This is a genomic window from Nesterenkonia aethiopica, assembly GCF_039534665.1.
GTDB classification, from domain to species: domain Bacteria; phylum Actinomycetota; class Actinomycetes; order Actinomycetales; family Micrococcaceae; genus Nesterenkonia; species Nesterenkonia aethiopica.
On the sequence record NZ_BAAAVT010000017.1, the window covers coordinates 1 to 17,028 of the forward strand.

General features: G+C 67.0%; 13 protein-coding genes. All 13 read right to left on the minus strand.

The genetic code is table 11. The annotated features are described in order from the left end of the window. Positions 1–281: 281 nt before the first annotated feature. The 13 genes from ABD658_RS12435 to ABD658_RS12495 all read right to left on the minus strand — a co-directional run bounded on the left by ABD658_RS12435 (position 282) and on the right by ABD658_RS12495 (position 17,008). Positions 282–1,565 (minus strand): citrate synthase, encoded by a 1,284-nt coding sequence (locus ABD658_RS12435; RefSeq protein WP_344682743.1) that lies wholly within the window; start codon positions 1,563–1,565, stop codon positions 282–284. 116 nt (positions 1,566–1,681) lie between these two features. After that, positions 1,682–2,779, minus strand: coding sequence for a succinyldiaminopimelate transaminase (dapC, locus tag ABD658_RS12440; protein WP_344682741.1), 1,098 nt, complete (start codon positions 2,777–2,779; stop codon positions 1,682–1,684). A gap of 9 nt (positions 2,780–2,788) precedes the next feature. Continuing rightward, entirely contained in the window at positions 2,789–3,109 is a 321-nt protein-coding gene (gene fdxA, locus ABD658_RS12445; RefSeq protein ID WP_070159298.1) for a ferredoxin, read from the minus strand. Positions 3,110–3,274: 165 nt separating this feature from the next. After that, positions 3,275–3,829: a hypothetical protein gene (locus tag ABD658_RS12450; RefSeq protein WP_344682738.1), complete on the minus strand. Its 555-nt coding sequence runs from the start codon at positions 3,827–3,829 to the stop codon at positions 3,275–3,277. Continuing rightward, a complete protein-coding gene (gene typA / locus ABD658_RS12455; RefSeq protein ID WP_344682736.1) occupies positions 3,826–5,772 on the minus strand; it encodes a translational GTPase TypA in 1,947 nt (648 codons plus the stop codon). The genes ABD658_RS12450 and typA overlap by 4 nt, the downstream gene beginning before the upstream one ends. A gap of 221 nt (positions 5,773–5,993) precedes the next feature. Next, positions 5,994–7,664, minus strand: a complete 1,671-nt coding sequence (locus tag ABD658_RS12460; RefSeq protein WP_344682734.1) for an ABC transporter ATP-binding protein — start codon at positions 7,662–7,664, stop codon at positions 5,994–5,996. Beyond that, positions 7,661–8,860: an ABC transporter permease gene (locus ABD658_RS12465; RefSeq protein WP_311023620.1), complete on the minus strand. Its 1,200-nt coding sequence runs from the start codon at positions 8,858–8,860 to the stop codon at positions 7,661–7,663. Before ABD658_RS12465 ends, ABD658_RS12460 begins: the two co-directional genes overlap by 4 nt. Further along, positions 8,857–10,389, minus strand: a complete 1,533-nt coding sequence (locus ABD658_RS12470; protein ID WP_311023619.1) for an ABC transporter permease — start codon at positions 10,387–10,389, stop codon at positions 8,857–8,859. The genes ABD658_RS12465 and ABD658_RS12470 overlap by 4 nt, the downstream gene beginning before the upstream one ends. A 151-nt stretch (positions 10,390–10,540) precedes the next feature. Next, positions 10,541–12,484, minus strand: coding sequence for an ABC transporter substrate-binding protein (locus tag ABD658_RS12475; RefSeq protein ID WP_311023618.1), 1,944 nt, complete (start codon positions 12,482–12,484; stop codon positions 10,541–10,543). A 563-nt stretch (positions 12,485–13,047) separates the two neighbouring features. Next, positions 13,048–14,103, minus strand: coding sequence for an ABC transporter ATP-binding protein (locus ABD658_RS12480; protein ID WP_070159288.1), 1,056 nt, complete (start codon positions 14,101–14,103; stop codon positions 13,048–13,050). Further along, positions 14,090–15,136, minus strand: a complete 1,047-nt coding sequence (locus tag ABD658_RS12485; protein ID WP_344682730.1) for an ABC transporter ATP-binding protein — start codon at positions 15,134–15,136, stop codon at positions 14,090–14,092. The genes ABD658_RS12480 and ABD658_RS12485 overlap by 14 nt, the downstream gene beginning before the upstream one ends. A 17-nt stretch (positions 15,137–15,153) precedes the next feature. Next, positions 15,154–16,089, minus strand: a complete 936-nt coding sequence (locus ABD658_RS12490) for an ABC transporter permease (protein ID WP_344744692.1) — start codon at positions 16,087–16,089, stop codon at positions 15,154–15,156. Next, on the minus strand, positions 16,082–17,008 hold the full coding sequence (locus ABD658_RS12495; protein ID WP_344682726.1) for an ABC transporter permease: 927 nt from the start codon (positions 17,006–17,008) through the stop codon (positions 16,082–16,084). The genes ABD658_RS12490 and ABD658_RS12495 overlap by 8 nt, the downstream gene beginning before the upstream one ends. Positions 17,009–17,028 lie beyond the last annotated feature (20 nt).

Here is a 17,028-nt window from a genome sequence, read left to right on the forward strand (position 1 = left end):
ACATCATCGCCATGACGAAAGACTCGAGGACTAGGTTCAGTGGGCTCCACTGCGGCTCCTGATGAACAGGCCGGTGCAACCACCGATAGACCCCGCCCGCTTCGCCTGGCGTGCGATCTGCGGGAAGATGACTCCTCGTACAGCTCCCTGCGGCGGCTCTGCCGCAGGCCCCACCCAGACCGCGGCCACCCGCGCGATACCCGTGCGACCCACGACAGCAGAAGACCCCGCCGCCGTGCTCCGGCTGCGGGGTCCTGCACTGACGGCGCCTCGGCCTCGGGTCAGGCGCCCGGGTAGCTGCGCTCCGGCTCACCGATGTAGAGCTGACGCGGTCGCCCGATCTTGGTGGAGGGGTCCCTCATCATCTCGCGCCACTGGGCGATCCAGCCGGGCAGGCGACCGAGGGCGAAGAGCACGGTGAACATCTTCTCCGGGAAGCCCATCGCCTTGTAGATGAGGCCCGTGTAGAAGTCGACGTTCGGGTAGAGCTTGCGCTCGATGAAGTAGTCGTCCTCCAGCGCCTTCTGCTCGAGCCGCTGGGCGATGTCGAAGAGCTCGTCGTCGCCGCCGAGCTTGGCCAACATGGAGTCAGCGATGCCCTTCACCACCCGGGCACGCGGGTCGTAGTTCTTGTACACGCGGTGCCCGAAGCCCATCAGACGGACGCCGTCCTCCTTGTTCTTGACCTTCTCCATGAAGGCCTCGGGGCTGACGTCGCCCGCCTGGATCTGGCGCAGCATCTTCAGCACCGCTTCGTTCGCGCCGCCGTGGGCCGGGCCGAACAGGGCGTTGATCCCCGCGGAGATGGAGGCGAACATGTTCGCCTGCGAGGAGCCCACCAGACGGACCGTGGAGGTGGAGCAGTTCTGCTCGTGGTCGGCGTGCAGGATCAGCAGGGTGTCCAGCGCCTTGACGATCTCGGGGTCCAGCTCGTACTGCTCGGCGGGCACACCGAAGCAGCCGCGCAGGAAGTTCTCCACCAGGTCCAGGTTGTTGTCCGGGTAGAGCATCGGCTGGCCGATGGACTTCTTGTACGCGTAGGCGGCGATGGTGGGGACCTTCGCCAGCAGTCGGTAGGTGGAGCGCTCGACGTGCTCGTCGTCGAAGGGGTCGAGCGAGTCCTGGTAGAAGGTCGACAGGGCCGAAACGGCCGAGGACAGCACCGGCATCGGGTGGGCGTCACGTGGGAAGCCGCCGAAGAAACCCTTGAGCTCCTCGTGCAGCAGCGTGTGGCGGCGGGTGAGGTTGTCGAAGGCGTCCAGCTGCTCCGCGGTGGGCAGCTCGCCGTAGATGAGCAGGTAGCTCACCTCGAGGAAGTTCGAGTGCTGAGCGAGCTGCTCGATCGGGTAGCCGCGGTAGCGCAGGATCCCCTCGGCACCATCGATGTAGGTGATCGCCGACTTCGCGTTCGCGGTGTTCATGAATCCGGGGTCGTAGGTGACCGCCCCGGTGGTCTTCAGCAGCGGAGCGATGTCGAGCCCGTCATTGCCTTCCACGGCATTCTCGACGGGTAGCTCGAGCTCCTGGTCCTGATAGCTCAGGCGGGCTGCTGTCTGCTCAGTCATGCGGTCTCCTCATCAGAAACACTCGTACGCAACTCTGACAACCTACCTGGTCGTCACGTCGCGTCGCCAGTTGTGTCACGTTTCACGTCGGGCGCCGGGACGGGCCCGGCGCGGGGTCATCTCAGCCGTGCAGAGGCGGCGGCGATCCGCTCATCGGAGGCGGTCAGCGCCACCCGGATGAACCCGTCCCCGTGCTCCCCGTAGAACACACCAGGGCCGACGACGATGCCGCGCGCGGCCATCTGCTCCACCAGCGTCCACGAGTCGGAGGCGCCGTCGGTGCACCACAGGTAGAGCCCGGCGTCGGAGTGCTGCACCTGCAGACCGGCGGCCTGCAGGGCGGGCAGCAGCCGCTCCCGTCGCCGACGGTAGACCTCCCGCTGGGCGTCGACGTGCGCGTCGTCGCTCAGCGCCACCCGCAGCGCCTCCTGCACGGGTGCCGGCATGATCATCCCCGCATGCTTGCGGGTGTTGACCAGTCCGGCGATCAGCTCCGGGCAGCCGGCGACGAACGCCGCACGGTACCCGGCCAGGTTCGACTGCTTGGAGGCCGAGTAGACCGCCAGCAGTCCCGCGTGATCGCCGGCGCTGACCCGGGGATCGAGCACGGAGGGGACGTCGTCGACCATCCACGGCAGCTCGGCGTAGCACTCGTCGGAGGCGACGACGGCGCCGAGGCGCCGAGCCAGCCGAACCACCGCGGCCATGCTCTCGACGCCCGTGACCGCCCCGGTCGGGTTCGACGGCGAGTTCAGCCAGATCAGCTTCACCCGTGACAGGGTCTCCTCGTCCACCTCGGCCGGGTCCTCGACCGCCAGCGGGGTGGCCCCGGCGATCTGGGCCCCGATGTCGTAGGTGGGATAGGCGACCTTCGGCCGCAGCACGACGTCGCCCTCCCCCAGCCCCAGCAGGGTCGGCAGCCAGGCGACGAGCTCCTTGGAGCCGATCGTGGGCAGCACGGCCTCCGGGTCCAGGCCCTCGACGCCGCGGCGCCGAGCGAACCAGGAGACCACCGCCTCGCGCAGCTCACGCCGTCCGTGGGTGGTCGGGTATCCCGGTGCATCCGCGGCGGAGGCCAGTGCCTCGCGGATCACTGCGGGAGTGGGATCCACGGGGGTCCCGATGGAGAGGTTGACCGCGCCGTCGGGGTGGGCGGCCGCCTGCTCCAGGTACGGAGCCATGGCGTCCCACGGGTAGTCAGGAAGCGTGAGCATAGGCGGCAGTCAGTGCTCCTGCGGAGGCAGTGCGGAGATGACCTCGTGGTCCTTAGCGATCATGCCGACCTTCGCCGCACCGCCCGGAGAGCCGATGTCGTCGAAGAACTCGACATTGGCCCGGTAGTACTCGGACCACTCCTCCGGGACGTCGTCCTCGTAGTAAATGGCCTCCACCGGGCAGACGGGTTCGCAGGCGCCGCAGTCTACGCACTCGTCGGGGTGGATGTAGAGCGACCGTTCGCCCTCATAGATGCAGTCCACCGGGCATTCCTCGATGCAGGCCTTGTCCTTCAGGTCCACACAGGGAAGGGCGATGATGTAAGTCATGGACTCCTCTGTCTCTCCTGGCCACCGGACGGTGACCCGGGAATGCCGGTCGGTGGGCGAGGCGACCGGCGACTGTACTCAGGTGCACGCGGCACATGGCGTGCCGGTGGACTCCAGTCTACCGATCCGGAGCTGCGGATGTCCCAGCGGGCGCCGGTCTCTGCGTCACATGAGGAAGCCCTCGCCCGGGGTCGGGCGGGAGCGGGCGACGGCGGCGTCACGGGCGAGGATCCACTTCACCAGCACCATGGACACCAGCGTGATGCCCGCACTGCCCAACCACCAGATCAGTGAGGCGATCGTCGGCCCGGGCAGCAGCTCCATCGCCTCGGCGCTGTAGGGCACCATGAGCTGGTCCGGACCCGGCCAGAGATAGGCGACGGTGGCCACGGTGAAGGTGGTGATGCCCATGACGGTGGGCTCCAGCAGCGAGTCGGCCCGCAGGCCGGCCCAGAGCTGGGCGAGCAGGCACAGCAGCAGCGCCACCGCCGCACCCCAGGGGATCACGAACCCGCTGTGGGTCTCCCCCAGCATCCACAGGTTGCCGTGCACCGCAGTGCCCAGCACTCCGATGACGGCTCCGGCGGAGAAGCAGATCCCCATCAGCACGGGGCGGTTCCGCGGGCGGTTGCGCGCGATGCGCTCCGGACCTGCCGGGTCCGAGGTCGCACCGTGGGCTGATCCGTCCGCTGCTCCGTGCTGATGGGGAGGGGTGGTCACTGGGCCGCGCTCTTCTTCTTCCGGGATTCCTTCAGGCGGTCCGAGGCGTTGAGGGTGACCTTGCGGATCCGGATGGACTCCGGGGTGACCTCCACACACTCGTCGTCGTTGGCGAACTCGAGGGACTCCTCCAAGGTGAGCTTGACCGGCGGGGTCAGGCCCTCGAAGCTGTCGGCGCTGGCGGCGCGCATGTTGGTCAGCTTCTTCTCCTTGGTGATGTTGACCTCCATGTCCTCGTTGCGGGAGTTCTCCCCCACCACCTGGCCCTCATAGACCTCGGACTGGGCCTCCACGAAGAAGGTGCCGCGCTCCTGAAGGTTGATCATGGCGAACGGAGTGGCCGATCCGGCGCGGTCCGCCACCAGAGAGCCGGAGATCCGGTACTCGATCTCGCCCTTCCACGGCTCGTATCCGGCCGCGTAGGAGGAGGCGATGCCGGCCCCGCGGGTCTCAGTGAGGAACTTGGTGCGGAAACCGATGAGCCCGCGGGCGGGAACCATGAACTCCATGCGGATCCAGCCGGTGCCGTTGTTCGTCATGGTGGTCATGGTGCCCTTGCGGGCGGCCATGAGCTGGGTGATCGCACCCATGTGCTCTTCGGGGGCGTCGATGGTCATGTTCTCCATCGGCTCGTGGAGGACTCCGTCGATCTCACGGGTGACCACCTGCGGCTTGCCCACGGTCAGCTCGAAGCCCTCACGGCGCATCTGCTCCACCAGGATGGCCAGGGCGAGCTCGCCGCGGCCCTGGACCTCCCAGGTGTCAGGACGCTCCGTGGGGAGCACCTTGATGGAGACGTTGCCGATGAGCTCCTTGTCCAGTCGGTCCTTGACCTGACGGGCGGTGACCTTCGCGCCCTTGACGCGGCCGGCCATCGGGGAGGTGTTGATGCCCACCGTCATGGAGATCGCCGGGTCGTCCACGATGATGTTCGGCAGCGGCTTCGGGGACTCCAGGTCGGTGAGGGTCTCGCCGATCATGATGTCCTCGATGCCGGCCACTGCCACGATCTCGCCGGGCCCCGCGGACTCGGCGGAGACCCGCTCCAGGCCCTTGGTGGCCAGCAGCTCGGTGATCTTGACCGTCTTGACCGAACCGTCATTGCGCGCCCAGGCGACCTGCTGGTTCTTCCGCAGTGTGCCGTTGAAGATGCGCAGCAGCGCCAGGCGGCCCAGGAACGGCGAGGCGTCCAGGTTGGTCACGTGGGCCTGGAGGACCTCGTCGGCGTCGTAGCGCGGGGCCGGGACGTGCTCCAGGATGGTGGAGAACAGCGGCTCGAGGTCCTCGTTCTCCGGCAGACCGCCGTCGGCGGGCTGCTCGGTGGAGGCCCGGCCGGCCTTGCCGGAGGCGTAGACCACGGGGACGTCCAGCACGGAGTCCAGGTCCAGGTCAGGGTTCTCCTCGGCGACGTCGGAGGCCAGCCCGAGCAGCAGGTCCATGGTGTCGGAGACGACGCCGTCGATGCGGGCGTCGGGGCGGTCCGTCTTGTTGACCACCAGGATGACGGGCAGCTGGGCGTTGAGCGCCTTGCGCAGCACGAAACGCGTCTGCGGCAACGGCCCCTCGGAGGCGTCGACGAGCAGCACGACGCCGTCGACCATGGACAGCCCGCGCTCGACCTCGCCACCGAAGTCGGCGTGTCCGGGGGTGTCGATCACGTTGATGGTGACCTTTTCGGTCCCGGCATGCTCAGCGGCGGCCGGACCGGAGTAGAACACGGTGGTGTTCTTGGCCAGGATCGTGATGCCCTTCTCCTTCTCGAGGTCCCCGGAGTCCATGACTCGGTCCTCGAGGTCGCCATGGCCACCGACGGCCTTGGTCTGACGCAGCATGGCGTCGACCAGGGTGGTCTTGCCGTGGTCGACGTGGGCGACGATCGCGACGTTGCGCAGGTCCTGACGCTCGTCAGTGCCTGCTTGTGCGCGTACGGCAGCAGTGGTCATGTCGGGGCAGCGCCTTCCGGAGTAGAAAGAGGTGTGGATGGGGCCCCGCACCGCCGCTGAGCGGCGCAGGCACCCGATCCAGTGTACTGCCCCGGTGCAAACCGCCGGTGCGGCGTCGATCACCGTTCCGATCGGCTCGGGGCCGCACGCCCCGGGAGGCGGCCCGGTGGTCGCACCCTGTCCCACCGGGCCGCCGGTCCATGGACCGACGCGATCGCAGGTCAGCCGGGCAGCCGCCCCTGGTCGGCGAGCAGACGGAGCCGTGCCGCGCGACGTTCGGCCTGGGTCACGGGGTTCGGGACGGGCGCGGCGGCCAGCAGACGCCGGGTGTAGTCCTCCCGGGGCGCCCGCAGGATCTGGTCCTTGGTCCCCTGTTCCACGACTCGTCCGTTCTGCATCACCAGGATCTGGTCGGCCAGCTGGTCCACCACGGCGAGGTCATGGGTCACGAACAGGCAGGCGAAGGAGAACTGCTCCTGCAGCTCGGCGAACATCTCCAGCACGCGTGCCTGCACGGACACGTCCAGGGCGGAGGTGGGCTCGTCGGCGATCAGGATCGACGGGCTCAGGGAGAGTGCTCGGGCGATGCTGATGCGCTGCCGCTGGCCTCCCGAGAGCTCGTGCGGATACCGGTTGATCACGCTGGTCGGCAGCTTGACCGCCTCCAGGAGCTCCTCAGCGCGCCGGATGCGCTCCTGGGCTGTGCCCACCTTATGGATCACCATCGGTTCGGTGATGATGTCGCCGATCGGGAATCGGGGGTCCAGGGACGCCGCAGGGTCCTGGAAGACGACGCCGATCTCGCGCCGCAGCGCCTTGCGCTGCTTCCGCGGGAGCTGGGGAAGGTCCTGACCGCGAACCAGCAGCTCCCCCTCCTCGACCTCCAGCAGTCCCAGCACCGCCTTGGCGACGGTGGACTTGCCCGACCCCGACTCGCCGACCAGTCCGAGGATCTCGCCCGGCTGGACCCCGAAGTTCACCCCTTCCACCACGCGGATGGACTTCCCCCGGAACCTGTAGGCCAGAGCGAGGTCCTTGCCCTGCAGCGCGTACTCCGGCTCGATCGCTGCGGGGATCTCCTGCTCGCGGACCTCCACGGCGTGCTCACCGAGGTGCGGCATGGCGTCGAGCAGCCGCTGCGTATACGGGTGCTGCGGTCGAGTGAGGATCTCCTCGGCGGTTCCGTGCTCCACCACTTCGCCGTGGAACATCACCACGACACGATCGGCCATGTCCGCCACCACTCCCATGTTGTGGGTGATGAGCACGATGCCGGTGTTCAGCTCGTCCTTCAGCCGACGCAGCAGGTCCAGGATCTCCGCCTGGACGGTCACGTCGAGTGCGGTGGTCGGCTCGTCGGCGATGATGACTTTCGGCCCGCAGGCGATGGCCATCGCGATGACGATGCGCTGCCGCTGGCCTCCGGAGAACTGATGCGGATATTCGTGGATCCGTTTCTCCGGGTCAGGGATGCCGACCTGTTCCAGCAGCTCGATTGACCGCCGCAGCGCGTCCGTGCCGTAGGCCTTCCCATGGATCTCCAGCACCTCCACCATCTGGGTGGAGACCTTGAGCACCGGATTGAGCGCAGTCATCGGCTCCTGGAAGACCATGGAGATGTCGTTGCCGCGCAGCTTCCGCAGCTGAGACGCCGACATCGCCGTGACGTCCTTGCCGTCGAGCAGCACGGTGCCCTCGACGGCGGCATTGTCCGCCAGCAGGCCCATGGCGGTCGAGGAGGTCACCGACTTCCCGGACCCCGACTCTCCGACCACGGCGACGACCTCACCGGGGTGCAGGTCGAAGCTGACGCCTTTGACGGCGTCGATCTCCCCGAACTCCGTGGCGAAGCGGACCTTGATGTCCTGATAGCTCAGGATGGGCTGAGTCACTTCTTCCTCCTGCTCCGCCGCGTCGCCGCGGTGGGATCGGTGACCGAGGGGGCGGTCGTGGAACTTCCCGGGCCTCCCGGGGCTTCCCCGGCTCCGCCGATCCGCGCCTTGTGGCGCTGGGAGAACCCGCGCAGGCCCAGGGCGGTCAGCAGGCTCGGGCGCCGGTCCCCCACGCGCTGCTGGCGCGGGTCGTAGGCGTCCCGCAGCCCGTCCCCGATGAAGTTCACGGTCAGGGCGATGATGATGATGAAGATGCCCGGGAACCAGAACAGCCAGGGCCGCGTCCCCGAGGCGTTCTCATAGGTGGTGATGAGCAGACCCAGGGAGGTCTCCGGAGCCTGGACGCCCAGGCCGAGGTAGGACAGCGAGGACTCCAGCAGCACCGCTGCGGCGATCGAGAACGTCGCGTTGACGATGATCACGCCCACACTGTTGGGCAGCATGTGCTTCAGGATGATCCGCGACGGGGAGGACCCCATCGCCACGGCGGCGGAGACGTACTCCTTCTCCCGCAGGGAGAGCACCTCTGCCCGGACGAGCCTGGCGAGCCCGGTCCACGTGAAGCAGCCCAGGGCGAAGCCCAGCAGCACGATGTTGCCCTGGACCATCTGCCCGGCGATCGCCGCGAAGACCAGCAGCGGCACCACGATCACGAGGTCGGTCAGGCGCATCAGGATCGTCTCGATCCACCCGCGGAAGTATCCGGCCATCGCGCCGACGAGCACTCCGATGCCCGTGGAGACGACGCCGACCATGAAGGCGATGGTCAGCGACTGCTTCATCCCCTGCATGGTCAGGGCGAAATAGTCGCGTCCCAGGTTGTCCTGACCGAAGGGGTGTTCGCCGAGGATGGCGCCGTCCCGGAACATGGTGGGCACTCCGCCGTCGAGGATGGGTCCGGTCTCCCGGTAGCCCTTGTCCCACCAGCCGGGGATCCCCAGGAACCCGAGGGAGCTGAACGCGATCACTGTGCAGAACACCAGCACGATCAGCGAGATCACGGCCGGCTTGTGGGCGAAGAAGCGACGGCGCACCAGCTGCGCCTGGGAGAGGGACTGGCCCTTCTGCTCCAGCTTGGAGTCCTCGACCTCGGTGAGGTCGACCATCTGCTGGTCCAGGCCGTCGGCCGGGAGGTCCTGACCCGGCTGAGCCGACTGGTCCAGGTCGTCGGGGGGTCTGTTGATCGTGTCGCTCATACTCGAATCCTCGGGTCCAGGACGGCGTACATGATGTCCGCGATGAAGTTGAAGATCACGGCTACGAAGCCGGTGATCATCACGAAGCCCATGACGGGCGCAGGGTCCACGTTGCGCAGCCCGGTGATGAAGACTCCGCCCATGCCGTTCCAGTTGAAGATCGACTCCACGATGACGGTGCCTCCGATCAGTCCGGCGAAGTCGAAGGCCACGATGGTCGCCAGCGGGATCAGCGCGTTGCGGAAGGCGTGCTTGAAGACCACGGTGCGCTCGTTGGCTCCCTTGGCCCGGGCGGTGCGGATGTAGTCCTGGCGTGCCACCTCCAGCATCGAGGCGCGGGTGTAGCGGGTGTAGGTCGCCAGCGAGACGATCATCAGCAGCATCGTGGGGATCCACAGCTGGGTCAGCTGGTCCAGAGAGACCTGCCAGAAGGTCACGTCGTCCTCGGTGAACCGCCGGGTGTGCGAGCCGATGGTGCTCACCGGACGGGACTTCAGGCTCAGCAGGCTGGGCCAGTGGTACATGAAGTGGTCCAGCAGGATCAGCCCGGAGGTCAGCATCCCGGTGATCACCGCGACGGCGGTCGCCTGCCCCTTGGCGTAGCCGCCCATGGTGCGGGCGAGCACCAGGCAGATGGCGATGGTCAGCAGGAACAGCCCCAGCAGCAGGAACCACCCGCCGGCGGGTTCCGCGAGCAGCTCCCAGGTGGCGTAGTAGGACACGATCCCCAGGCCCGACACGGTCAGTGCCGTATAGAGCACCCTGCGGTTCCCGAGCCCGGCGAGCAGCGCCGTGAGCCCGACGGCGAGGCCGAGGCTCAGCACGATGATGCCGACCGCGCCGAGGCGCGGCTCATGGGCGAAGTTCGAGGCGTCGAAGTACCAGAGGGCCCCGACGCTCGCCACGAACGTCATGCCGGCGGTGATGACCCGGCGGAGAGGCTCCCCGCCGATGATCAGGGGCAGGGCGATGGCCAGGACCACGGATATCCCGAGCATCTGCCCCCAGCTGTAGCTGCCGTCAGCCATCCAGTTGTTGTAGCGGATGGCCAGCCACTCCTTCCCGAGCACCGCGGCCCAGAAGATCGGCAGGGAGAAGAACACGAACACGATGAACGAGACCGTGTAGTCGAACAGGGAGTACTGGCGGATCGCGGAGATGATCCCGATGAGGATGCCCAGCACGATCGAGGCGATCGTGGCGATGAACACCAGGCGCAGAGAATCCTGAGCGGCATTGGCCAGGATGCTGTTGAGATGCTGGCCGTCCCGATTGGTGCCGAAGTCGCAACTCAGGGTCACGCAGCCGGCCACGCCGCGGAACCACCACCAGTAGCGGATGTACCAGGGCTGATCCAGATTCATGGCCTGGGTCCGCTGCTCCATCTGGTGCGCGGCGTCAGGATCGTTGCTCTCGCGGAGGTCGGACAGAGGGTCGCCCGAGTGGACGACCATGAAGAAGACCAGGACGGAGGCCCCGAACAGCACGATGATCGTGCTGCCGAGGCGTTTGAGGATGTATGTCAGCACAGCTGAGGTTCGCCTTCCAAGGGTCGAGGAGACGGGGCGGCGGGGCCTGGCAGATTTGTGGTCTGTCAGACCCCGCCGCCTACGTGCTCAGCAGGAGAGCGGTCGCCGCTCCTGCCGTCTCGGCTGGTGAGAGTCAGTCAGGGACTGGTTCTCACTCAGCGCTGCGCTGCCACTGATCGGCGTTCCACGTGATGCCTGTCTGGGCGGAGGTGGCCCGCACGTTGTAGATCTCCGCATCCGAGGCGAAGATGCCGGGGTGGACGTAGAGCGGGATGCTCATGAGGTCATCCCACAGGATCTGCTCGATGCCCTGCAGCAGCGGGATGCGGTCCTCCTCGTCCATGGTGATCACCAGCTCGTCCCAGAGCTCGTCCAGCTCCTCGTTGCTCCAGGAGCCGTCGTTCTGGCCGCCGGTGGAGTGGTACATGTTGCGGCCCGAGGCGATCTGCCCGGAGCCGGCCCAGGCGAACATCGCCACGTCCCAGTCCCCGCTGGGGATGACCTCGGCGAAGAACGCCTCATGACCACCGTCGGAGATCTCGAAGCCGGCCTCTCCGCAGGCCTCGGCGATCAGCTGCACCTGGTCGGAGCGCCGCGGGTTGGGCGACTGGTAGCCGATCTCCACCTCGGCGCCGACGGCGTCGGCCTCCTCGAGGAGCTCGGCGGCGCGCTCGATGTCCTGCTCGTCGTAGCGGCCGTCGTAGGCCTCGCTGATGACCTCGTCATAGGTGTCCTCGAAGTTGAGCACTTCGCGGCCGTTGAGCAGCTCAGCCTCCGGGTAGAGCGGCTCGATGAGGTTGTCCAGGATCAGCTGGCGAGGCACGCAGAGTGCGAAGGCCTCACGCACGGCGTGGTCCTGGAAGACGGAGTCCTCGCTGTGGTTCATGTCCAGGTGCTCCCAGGTGGCGAGCTCCTGCTCGTGGATGACGATCTGGTCGCCCATGTTCTCCAGCTGCTGGAGGGTGTCCAGCGTGGCCTGGGGCGCGATCACATCGAGGTCGCCGTTCTCCATGGCCTGCGGCATGGATCCGTCGTCCACGAAGTGGAAGGTGATGCGCTCGGTGCCCGGAGGGGTGCCCCAGAAGTCCTCGTTGGCGACCAGCGAGACGTACTCACCGCTGACGAAGGAGTCCACCACGTACGGACCGCTGGACGGCATGAGGTCGGCGTCGGGGAGGTCGCCGTCCTGCACGTGCCACCCCTCGTTCCAGAACTCTGCGGCCTCCTCCAAGGACGCGGAGTCCTGGTCGCGGAACGCCTCGGAGAGCTCCTCCACGCTCATGCCCGCCTGCTCGGCCACGATGTGCGCCGGCTCGGGCCAGGTGATGATCAGCTGCCAGTCGACGTAGGCGTAGTGGTCGGAGTACTCGACGGTGAACGTCTTGCCGTCCAGGTCGCCCTGCGGGCCGTCCGGAATGTAGGTGCCGAAGTTCTTGCTCACGGAGTCGAACAGGTAGTTGGCCTCGCCGTCTTCGGTCTCCGGCTCGTCCTCGTTCACGATGCCGGGGTGCTGAGCACCCCAGGTCAGCACGTAGTCGGCGACGGTGATGGGAGTGCCGTCGGACCAGGTGGCGTCGTCACTGATCGTGTACTCCACGATCAGCGGGGTGGACTCCTCCTCGTTGATGACCGGCTCACCGGTCTCCTCATCGAGCAGCGTCTCGCCGTCCTCGTCCTCCTCGTAGACGGTCTCGCCCTCCTGGGTGATCTCGAAGGAGCCAAACTCCTCGTTCTGGTTGATCGAGAGGTCTGTGCCGTAGTACCAGAAGCTCGAGCTCTGCAGTCCAGCGATGGCCGAGTTCGTCGTGTTGTTCGACGTCCGGGCGTTGTTGTTGTAGGAGACGTACTCCACGTCCGCCACCGCGACGTTGATCTCATCGTCGGTGGTCTCGAAGTCCTCGAAGGAGGCGCGGGTGCCGTCGGTCGGCTCGACGGTGTACTGCTGGCCCTCCTGGGTCTGGTCGGCGGCCGCGCCGTTGCCGTTCTCCTCCGCGTCGCCGTTGCCGTTGTCGTCCGAGCCCGGGGTGCACCCCGAGATCACGAGTGCGCCGGCGGCGGTCATCGCCACGGCGGCTGAAAGCTTCCTGATCTTCACAGCTTCTCCTCACTGCTGATGCGAGTGTTCACCGGTGCCGAGACGTCTGCCGCGCCTCCCTGCGGCGGACCGCGGGCAGGAGGTGGGTCGTCCCTTCGGGCTCTCGCCCGACGCGACCCTGACTGTGACGCATCTGACACCGGATCAAGGTGTGCACCAGAATACGGGCGCAGGGAGACCTGCCCGCACCCCCACAGGACCCGTGATCGAATTGTTACTGCGGTCACATTTTCGCCCAACAGGCCTGATAGGACGCGGGAGGTCACTGTCAACCCCACGCCGTCAACATGAGCGAAACACAGCCCCGATCAGCAGACGTGCAAGACATCTTTCAGAGTTCCGCGTCATTCCAGGGATTCAGGCATCCAGGTCATCTCCAGTCGTCGCACAGCTCGTGTTCACCATCACATTTGTCTCATGGGGGCGCGAAACATCGCCGTCACAGCAGCGGGGCCCCGGAGTGTTCCCCGGGGCCCCGCTGCTGTGACTGAACATGTCAGGATGTTACGGACCAGTCGTCGCCATTATCGGGCGCTCGCCCAGATGCTGCGCCGAGAGGGCGCTCACGCCGTCACATCCTCGTTGGCCTTGGCGTAGTGACAGGCCGCCTGCTGAGTGATGCCCGGCCGGGTGATGAGCTCCGGCACCTGCGTCTCACACAGGTCTGTGGCCATCCAGCACCGGGTGCGGAAGCGGCACCCCGAGGGCGGGTTCGCCGGGTTCGGCGGATCGCCCTTCAGGACGATCTGCTCCCGCTGACCACGCAGTGTCGGATCCGGCACCGGCACCGCCGAGAGCAGCGCCTGGGTGTAGGGATGCGCCGGGGCCTGGTAGATCTCCTGCTCCGTCCCGATCTCCGCCAGCTTGCCCAGATACATCACACCCACGCGGTCGGAGATGTGGCGGACCACCGAGAGGTCATGGGCGATGAAGATGTACGAGAGCCCCAGTTCGGACTGCAGGTCCTCCAGCAGGTTCATCACCTGAGCCTGGACGGACACGTCCAGTGCGGAGACCGGCTCATCGCAGATGATCACCTCCGGGTTCAGGGCCAGGCCGCGGGCGATGCCGATGCGCTGCCGCTGACCCCCAGAGAACTGGTGCGGGTAGCGGTTGATGTGGTCCGGGTTCAGGCCCACGAGGTCCAGCAGCTCCTTCACCCGAGGCCGGATCCCCTGCGCCGGTTTCGCATCGGGGTGCAGCCGGAAGGGCTCCCCGATGATGTCGCCGACCGACATGCGCGGATTCAGCGAGGTGTAGGGGTCCTGGAAGATCACCTGGATCTTGCGGCGCAGCTTCCGCAGCTCCTCCCCCTTCACCGCGAGGAAGTCCTCTCCGCCGAAGCGGATTGAGCCCTCATCCGGCTCCTCCAGGCGCATCAGGAGTTTGGCCAACGTGGACTTGCCGCAGCCGGACTCTCCCACGATGCCCAAGGTCTCGCCCTTGCGCAGCTGGAAGCTCACACCGTCGACGGCTTTGACCGCCCCGATCTTCCGCTGGAAGATGATCCCCTGCGTCAGGGGGAAGTGCTTGACGAGGCCGTCGACGTCCAGGACCACCTCTGCGTCCGCGAACGGATCGGCCGGGCGGCCAGCCGGGCTGTGGTCATACAGGCTCATTCTGGGCCTCCTCGAGGGTGTGGATCTTCTCCGCGTAGTGGCAGGCCGAGGTATGGCCCGAGGCCACCTGACGCAGCTCGGGCCGCTCGGTGCGGCACCGGTCCGTGGCGAACTCGCAGCGGGGGTTGAACGGACAGCCGGGCGGCATGTCGGTCAGCATGGGCGGGAGCCCGGGGATGGCCTTCAGACGGTCCTCCTGGCCGTCCACCCGGGGGATCGACTGCAGCAGGCCGCGCGTGTACGGGTGGGCCGGCTGCCGGTAGATCTCATAGACGTCGGCGGCCTCCATGACGCGGCCGGCATACATGACCGCGATCTTGTCGGCCACATCCGCCACCACGCCAAGGTCATGGGTGATGAGGATCAGCCCCATGTTGTACTCCACCTGCAGCTCCTTGAGCAGCCGCATCACCTGTGCTTGGACCGTCACGTCCAGGGCGGTGGTGGGCTCGTCCGCGATCAGCACATCCGGGTCCAGCGCGATGGCCATGGCGATCATGATGCGCTGCCGCATCCCGCCGGAGAACTGGTGGGGAAAGTCCCCCACGCGCTCCTCCGCGGCAGGAATCCCGACTCGCCGCATCATCTCGATGGACTTCTGACGGGCCTCCTTGCGCTTCATCCCCCGGTGCACACGGAACATCTCGGCGATCTGCCAGCCGACCGGCAGCACCGGGTTCAGCGAGGACAAGGCGTCCTGGAAGATCATCGAGATGCTCGCCCCGCGCAGCTTCCGCCGCTTCTCGACCGGCATCGTCAGCAGGTCCTCGCCGCGGTAGCGGATCTCCCCACCCGCGATGTGCCCCGGGGGCATGTCCAGGATCCCCATGATCGTCTGGGCGGTCACGGACTTCCCGGAGCCCGACTCCCCGAGGATCGCCAAGGTCTCTCCCGCGTTCAGGGTGAAGTTCAGGCCGTTGATGGCCTGGGCGACTCCTGCTTTGGTGCGGAACTCGACCTGCAGGTCCTTGACCTCCAGCAGGGGGCCGTGGCCGTTCTTGGCCTGCCCGGTGGCAGGCTGTGTCTGATCCATGCTCATGCTCTCCTGCCTCACTTCTTGCCCTTGGGATCGATCGCGTCCCGCACCGCATCGCCCAGCGTCATGAAGCCGAAGACGGTCAGCCCCACGAAGATCAGCGGGAACAGGATCAGATGCGGATGCGACTGCAGGTACGGCTGGGCGTTCTGCAGCTGCAGGCCCCAGGAGATGGAGGGCAGCTGAAGCCCGACGCCCAGATAGGTCAGCGTCGCCTCCGCGCCGACGATGATCCCGACGAACACCGTCGCGTAGCCGATGACCGGACCCAGCGAATTCGGCAGGATGTGCCGACGCATGATGGTCAGATGCCCAGCGCCCAGAGCCCGTGCGGCCACCACGTACTCGCTGTTGACCACCGAGAGCACCGAGCCTCGCATCAGACGCATCATGGTGGGCCAGGTGAAGAAGATCAGGATCCCGGCCACTTCCGTCACGCCGCGGTCCTCGATGGAGTTCAGGAAGACCAGGGCGCCCAGGATGTAGGGCACGGCGAAGACCATGTCCGCCAGACGGGCGAGCACGGTGTCCACCATGCGGCCGAAGTAGCCGGCGAGCAGACCCATGACCACCGCGACGACGAACACGCCGATGGTGGTGATGAAGCCGATCGCGATGGAGTTCCGGGCGCCATAGACCACGCGGGTGTAGTAGTCGCAGCCCTGGACGTCGGTGCCGAACCAGTGCGCGGCCGACGGGCTCTGGCGGCTGCGGCTCAGCAGGCATTCCCGGGGATCCGTGGTCGTGAAGAGCTGGGGGAAGATCGCCATGGTCAGCAGCACCACCAGCAGCGCCGCGGCCACGATGAACCAGGGGTTCTTCCGCAGCGTGCGCCAGGCATCGGCCCAGAGGCTGGCCTCTTCGGTGTGCTTCGCGTCCTGCACCTCAGCCTGGCTGGGCTGGTGGGGGTCGCGGGAGGGGTCCTGGGTGTGCAGTGCAGTGTCACTCATAGCGGATCCTAGGGTCGAGCAGGCCGTACAGGAGGTCGACGACGAGGTTCACGACGACGAAGAACATCACGAACAGCGTCACGATGCCGACGACGACGGTCCCCTCCTGCGCCTGGATGGACTGGAACACCTGATTGCCCAGGCCCGGCAGGTTGAAGATCGATTCGACCACGATGGAACCACCCATCATGGTGGCCAGGTCGGCGCCGAGGAACGTCACCACCGGGATGAGCGAGTTGCGCATCGCATGACGTCCCACGACGCGGCCCCGCTTCATGCCCTTGGCCGTGGCGGTGCGCACATAGTCCGAATGCAGGGCGTCCATGAGCTCGCCGCGCAGCAGCCGCGCCACCATGGCGGTGGAGACCGCGGCCATCGTGAGCCCGGGCAGGACGAAGCTGATGAGCCCTTCGCGGGCCCCAGCGATCGGGAACCAGCCGAGGTTCAGGCCGAAGACCAGCTGCAGCAGGAAGCCGATGGCGATGACCGGCAGCGCCACGACCACGACCGTGGAGACCTGGACGAGGCGGTCGATGAACCGGTCACGGTAGATGGCGGCCAACGCGCCGGCGATGATGCCGATCACGGCCTGGATGATCAGGGCGACGGCGGCCAGCTGCAGCGTCACCGGCAGGCGCTGCTGGATGATCTCCAGCACGGGACGCCCGGTGAAGGTGGTGCCGAAGTCGGCGGCGGTGAAGACTCCCCAGATGTACTTGCCGTACTGGACGAGGAAGGGGTCGTTGAGGTTGTACTGCTCACGAAGCGTCTCCCGGACCGCGTCGCTCATGGGCCGGTCGCCGGCCAGGGCGCGGATCGGGTCTCCCGGCATGAGGAACACCATCGCGTAGACCAGCAGGGTCGCGATGAGGAGTACCGGGATGAACTGGAGCAGACGCCGAATGATGTAGCGGGTCATTGGTGTCCTAGGGTGGGTGC